Genomic DNA, 4914 nt, shown 5'->3' on the forward strand with positions numbered 1-4914 from the left:
CCCGCCTCCGGCCGCCGCGCCCTCCTCCGTCCCCACTCCCGACCTGACCAAGCCCGAGGACGCCCGATGAGCACGCCTCCGCCCCCGATGCCGCAGAGCGCCGCACCCGAATGGCAGGTGGCCCCCGGTTCCCCGTACCCCGCCCCCGGGCAGGACCACCTCGGCTACACCTCGCCGATCCCGGTGGTGCGCACCCACCTCGGGCACGCGCTCGCCTCCGAGTGGACGAAGATCAAGTCCGTGCGCTCCACGATGTGGACGCTGGGCGTGTTCGTGCTGCTGGTGGTCGGCATCGGTCTGCTGACCGGTGTCGTGGTCGCGAGCTCGGACCCCGACCTGGGCAGCGAGAGCCCGCTGGCCCTCGGCTTCTTCGGACTGCTGCTCGGCGGCATGTGCGTCATCACGCTGGGCGTGCTGACGACGGCCTCCGAGTACGGCACCGGCATGATCCGCACCACGATGGTCGCCTGCCCGTCGCGCGGACGGGTGCTCCTGGCGAAGGCCCTGGTGTTCTTCCTGCTCGCCTTCACCGTGACCCTGGTGTGCGCCACGCTCGTCGGTTTCCTGCACGTGTCCCTGCTGGGGGAGTACAACGCCAAGGACCCCTCCGGCGAGGAGTGGCTCAAGGGCACGGCCGGCATCTCGCTCTACCTGGCGCTGCTCGGCACGCTGTCGCTGGCGATCGGTTCGATCATCCGGCACTCGGCGGGTGCCATCACCATCATGATCGGCGCCGTGCTCGCCCCGCTGGTGATCGCGCTGTTCATGTTCTCGTCGTCGCTCCGGGACGTGCAGCAGGCGCTGTTCGAGTACTCCATCCCGAACCAGATGAGCGTCTTCTACGCCAACTCCCTGACCGAGTCGGGACCCTCCGGCTGGGACCCGCTGTGGATCATGCTGGTCGTCACCGGAGTCGCGCTCGGCGGCGCCTTCGCCCTGCTGGAGAAGCGGGACGTGTAGGAGCGTTCAGAACCTCGGCGCGTTACGGGACCGCCGCACCGTCGTGGTGCGGCGGTCCTTGGCGTTCCAGCAGGCCTTGTGCCAGTGCCGGCGGTCGTCGACGCCCGAGTGCTCCGGCCAGGCCACCACGTGCGGCACCCCGTCCGGGATCAACTGGTCGCAGCCCGGGCAACGGTAGGCCTTGCCCTGGGCGCTGGACCCCGCCACGTGCCGTACGCTCCACTCCTCGCCCCGCCAGCTCTCCGTGGACTGCCAGCCGCCGTAGCGCCCGGACCGGTCGTCCTCGGCGCTCCGGCCGGACGACGCACCGGCTCCCTTGGGTCGGTTGCGACGCGGGGACACAGGACACCTCACGGGGCTATACAGGAAGCTGGGGCCGCGTCCAGCCTACGCGGCACGGGCAGGGGTAGGCGTACCGAACCAATCGTCACAAGTCCCCTCCCGTGGCGATGCGGCGGCCCCCGCGCACCACGCATTCTGCAGACAATCCGCAAAACCGCTCACCCGGCCGTGTCCTCGGCACGTGTCGGGCGGTTATGCCCTGCGGGGGAGCTCCGCGTCGGAGCCAAGGAAGCAGGAAAGCAATGCGCGTTGGAAGTTTCGTGTTGGCCGCCCAGTTCCCCGGGCAGGGCCAGGGGGAGGCGCTGCACCGCGCGGTCCGCTCGGCCGAGGTGGCCGAGGAGGCGGGGCTCGACACGGTCTGGCTGGCCGAGCACCACTTCGTGCCCTACGGCACCTGCCCGTCGGCCGTCACCCTGGCCGCGCTGCTGCTCGGCCGGACCCGCCGGCTGCGGGTCGGCACGGCGGTCAGTGTGCTGCCCACCGTCCACCCCGTCGCCCTCGGCGAACAGGCCGCGCTGCTGCACATCACCAGCGGCGGCCGCTTCTCGCTGGGCCTCGGCCGCGGCGGGCCGTGGGTGGACCTGGAGGTCTTCGGGGCCGGCCTCGAGGCCTACGAGAAGGGGTTCCCGGAATCACTCGATCTGCTGGTGCGCTGGCTGCGCGAACCCTCCGTCGGGGCGGACGGCGAACGGTACCGCTTCCGCGAGGTGCCCGTCGTGCCGCGCCCGTCGGAGTCCCTGACCGAGACCGAGGGCCCGGAGGTCGTGGTCGCCTGCACGTCCCCGGCGAGCGTCCGGCTGGCCGCCGAGCGCGGGCTGCCGATGCTGCTCGGCATGCACATCGGGGACGAGGAGAAGGCCGAGATGGTCGCCCTGTGGCGGCGGCACGCGCACGCGAGCGGCCGGCCGTCCGGGGAGATCCACCGCGCGGCCCACGTCTCGGCCGGCGTCTGCCAGATCGCGGACCGCCGCACGGACGCGGCGGAAACACTCCTGAAGGCGATGCCCGGCTGGCTGAGGCAGGGACTCCGGGCCCATGTCACGGTGGACGGACGGCAGCGGCAGATGCGCGACCCGCTGGCGTACACCGAACTGCTCTGCGGGCTGCACCCGGTGGGCACCCCGCGGCTGTGCGCCGACCGGCTCGCCGCGACCAGCGAGCGCACCGGCATCTCCCGCTTCGCCCTGCTCGTCGAGGGTTCCGGCGACCTGGCGGCTACGGAGGAGAACGTACGGCGGCTCGGGGCCGAGGTACTCCCCCAGCTCGCCGGGAACTGACGGGCCGGGGTCTCACGACGGCTTGCCGCCCCGGTACGAACCGCACCTCCCGCGTACGGAGCGGCAAGCGAACGACGACGCGTCAGCAGTCGCGCAGTTCCGGCGACTGGTTCAGCAGCTGGTTGCGCACCGAGGTGAAGCGGGACAGCGTCTCGTCGACCGAGGAGTCAAGCGGGAACACCGCCACCCGGTGGCAGTTCTGGAAGGCCAGCCGTACACCGAAGTGCCGTTGCAGCGCGCCGCGTATCGCGTCACTCGCGAGCGCACGCAGCAGCTGACCGCGCGCCTGCTCGTCGGGCGGGGGCGTCTGGTTGTCGGCGAAGGGTCCGCCGTCCACCTTCAGCTGAGCCACCAAAGAGCTGATCATCTCCCACGCGAAGGGCAGGGAGGTCCGGACGCAGTCGACGAAGTCAGCTTCGTCGACCTCGCCTCGCTCGGCCTGTTCGAGTAGGGCCGGTGAGACGTCGAGCGACATGGGTTCTCCTCTCGCACCCCCAACGATCAGGGGTTGCCTGACAGATAAGGGAACGCGCGAAATCGGGCACGCTGCGTACACGGTTCGCGACCTCCCGTTCAATACCGTAGGCAACGGACCGTGACGGCACCAGGAGAATGCCAGGATGCGGGACCTCCTGTGGGCCGGTAATCGGCCATCGCCGAACACGCGTTTTCCAGGAGATTCGGGACGCGCCCCACGGGTCGCACGGGACGGCTGTGAGGGCGGCCCGGAGGGCGAATCGCGCCGACCCCGGCCGGTCGAGTAGCGTTGCCGACCATGCGTCTCGTCATTGCCCGCTGCTCCGTGGACTACGCCGGACGGCTCACCGCGCACCTGCCGTCGGCACCCCGTCTGATCCTGGTCAAGGCGGACGGCAGCGTCTCGATCCACGCCGACGACCGGGCCTACAAGCCACTGAACTGGATGTCGCCGCCCTGCGCGCTGAAGGAGGGCACCGGCGAGGAAGAGGGCGTCTGGACCGTCGTCAACAAGGCGGGCGAGAAGCTCATCATCACGATGGAGGAAGTCCTCCACGACTCCTCGCACGAACTGGGTGTCGATCCCGGCCTGATCAAGGACGGCGTGGAAGCACACCTCCAGGAACTGCTCGCCGACCGTATCGAGACCCTCGGCGAGGGCTACACGCTCATCCGCCGCGAGTACATGACCGCGATCGGGCCCGTCGACATCCTGTGCCGGGACGCCGAGGGACGGACCGTCGCGGTGGAGATCAAGCGGCGCGGCGAGATCGACGGCGTGGAACAGCTCACGCGCTACCTGGAACTGCTGAACCGCGATCCCCATCTCGCCCCGGTGCGCGGTGTGTTCGCCGCCCAGGAGATCAAGCCGCAGGCCCGGGTCCTCGCGACCGACCGGGGCATCGGCTGCCAGGTCCTCGACTACGACGCGCTGCGGGGCATCGAGGACGACAAGCTGCGGCTGTTCTGACGTACGGCACGCGGTGAGGGCCGGGGTCCGTGCGGACCCCGGCCCTCACCGCGTGCCCGCGGGTTCAGATCACCTGTTCCGAACTGCTGGGCGTGGCCTCACCGGTGCTCTGCGGGGCACTGGCGGAGGTCTCCGTCTCCACGGGGTCCGACACGACCGGGCCGCTCGCGGAGTCGGTGGTGGAGGGCGGTGGCTCGGAGCTGGTTGGCGGATCCGACGTGGGCGGCTCCGATGTCGGAGGCTCCGACGTCTCGGGCTCCGACGTGGGCGGCTCGGATGTCGGAGGCTTATGACTTGTCGGCGGCTTGGACGTCGGCGGTTCCGGCGTATTCGTCGGATCGCCCGGCTTCCTCGTCCCGCTCGGCTCGTCCGACGGCCCGTCCGGCTCCTCCGCCGTCGGCGCCGGGTCGTCCGAGGTGCCCAGCGTGCCGTCCGCGCCCGGGTCGGTCGGCCGGCTGGTGGCGTCGCCGGTGTCGCTGTCGTCGCCCCCGGCCGCCGGGTCGGCGCCGAGGCTGCCGTCGTCGATGCCCTGGCTGGCGGACGGGTTGACGCCGACGTTCTCCGACGGCGTGCCGGCGTCGTTCTCGGAGGTGGCGCCGAGGGTGACCACCGTGCCGAGCACGGCGACCAGCAGCGCACCCGCGCCGGTCGCGACCAGATTGCGCTTGGCCAGGCTCTTCAGCCCGCCCCCCGGCCTGGCCGGCGGCGCGGCCGGTGACGGCACCGTGCGGCTCATGACCAGGGCGGTGTCGGCGGGCGGCTGAAGGGCGGGGAACGCCGTGGGCACCCCGCGCGGCGGGGAGGCCGACTCCTCGAACTGGGCCTCCGGCACCTCCTCCCCCGCGGTGGGGCCGATCGCCGGCGGAACGCCGGAGCGGTCGGCGACCA

At 71.5% G+C, this 4914-nt stretch carries 5 protein-coding genes and 1 pseudogene; 3 read left to right on the top strand and 3 right to left on the bottom strand.

What is annotated here, in order from left to right:
• Positions 1-66 precede the first annotated feature (66 nt).
• Positions 67-960, top strand: a complete 894-nt coding sequence (locus tag B9S61_RS07060; protein ID WP_103541475.1) for an ABC transporter permease subunit — start codon at positions 67-69, stop codon at positions 958-960.
• 6 nt (positions 961-966) lie between these two features.
• On the opposite strand, the gene B9S61_RS07065 is transcribed toward B9S61_RS07060, so the two are convergent.
• A complete protein-coding gene (locus tag B9S61_RS07065) occupies positions 967-1302 on the bottom strand; it encodes an ATP/GTP-binding protein (protein ID WP_103541476.1) in 336 nt (111 codons plus the stop codon).
• Positions 1303-1544: 242 nt separating this feature from the next.
• Here B9S61_RS07065 and B9S61_RS07070 point away from each other — a divergent pair, with 242 nt between their 5' ends.
• On the top strand, positions 1545-2579 hold the full coding sequence (locus B9S61_RS07070) for an LLM class flavin-dependent oxidoreductase (RefSeq protein ID WP_103541477.1): 1035 nt from the start codon (positions 1545-1547) through the stop codon (positions 2577-2579).
• Between the two features lie 82 nt (positions 2580-2661).
• Here the strand turns inward: B9S61_RS07070 and B9S61_RS07075 are convergent, their stop codons facing one another.
• Positions 2662-3054, bottom strand: a complete 393-nt coding sequence (locus B9S61_RS07075) for an SCO5389 family protein (RefSeq protein WP_103541478.1) — start codon at positions 3052-3054, stop codon at positions 2662-2664.
• 300 nt (positions 3055-3354) lie between these two features.
• Here B9S61_RS07075 and nucS point away from each other — a divergent pair, with 300 nt between their 5' ends.
• On the top strand, positions 3355-4026 hold the full coding sequence (nucS, locus tag B9S61_RS07080) for an endonuclease NucS (protein ID WP_103541479.1): 672 nt from the start codon (positions 3355-3357) through the stop codon (positions 4024-4026).
• A gap of 64 nt (positions 4027-4090) precedes the next feature.
• Here the strand turns inward: nucS and B9S61_RS40700 are convergent.
• Positions 4091-4914, bottom strand: a pseudogene (locus B9S61_RS40700) (ATP-binding protein); the annotation flags it as partial.

Origin of the sequence: Streptomyces sp. SM1 (assembly GCF_002910825.1) — a bacterium.
Lineage (GTDB): Bacteria > Actinomycetota > Actinomycetes > Streptomycetales > Streptomycetaceae > Streptomyces > Streptomyces okerensis.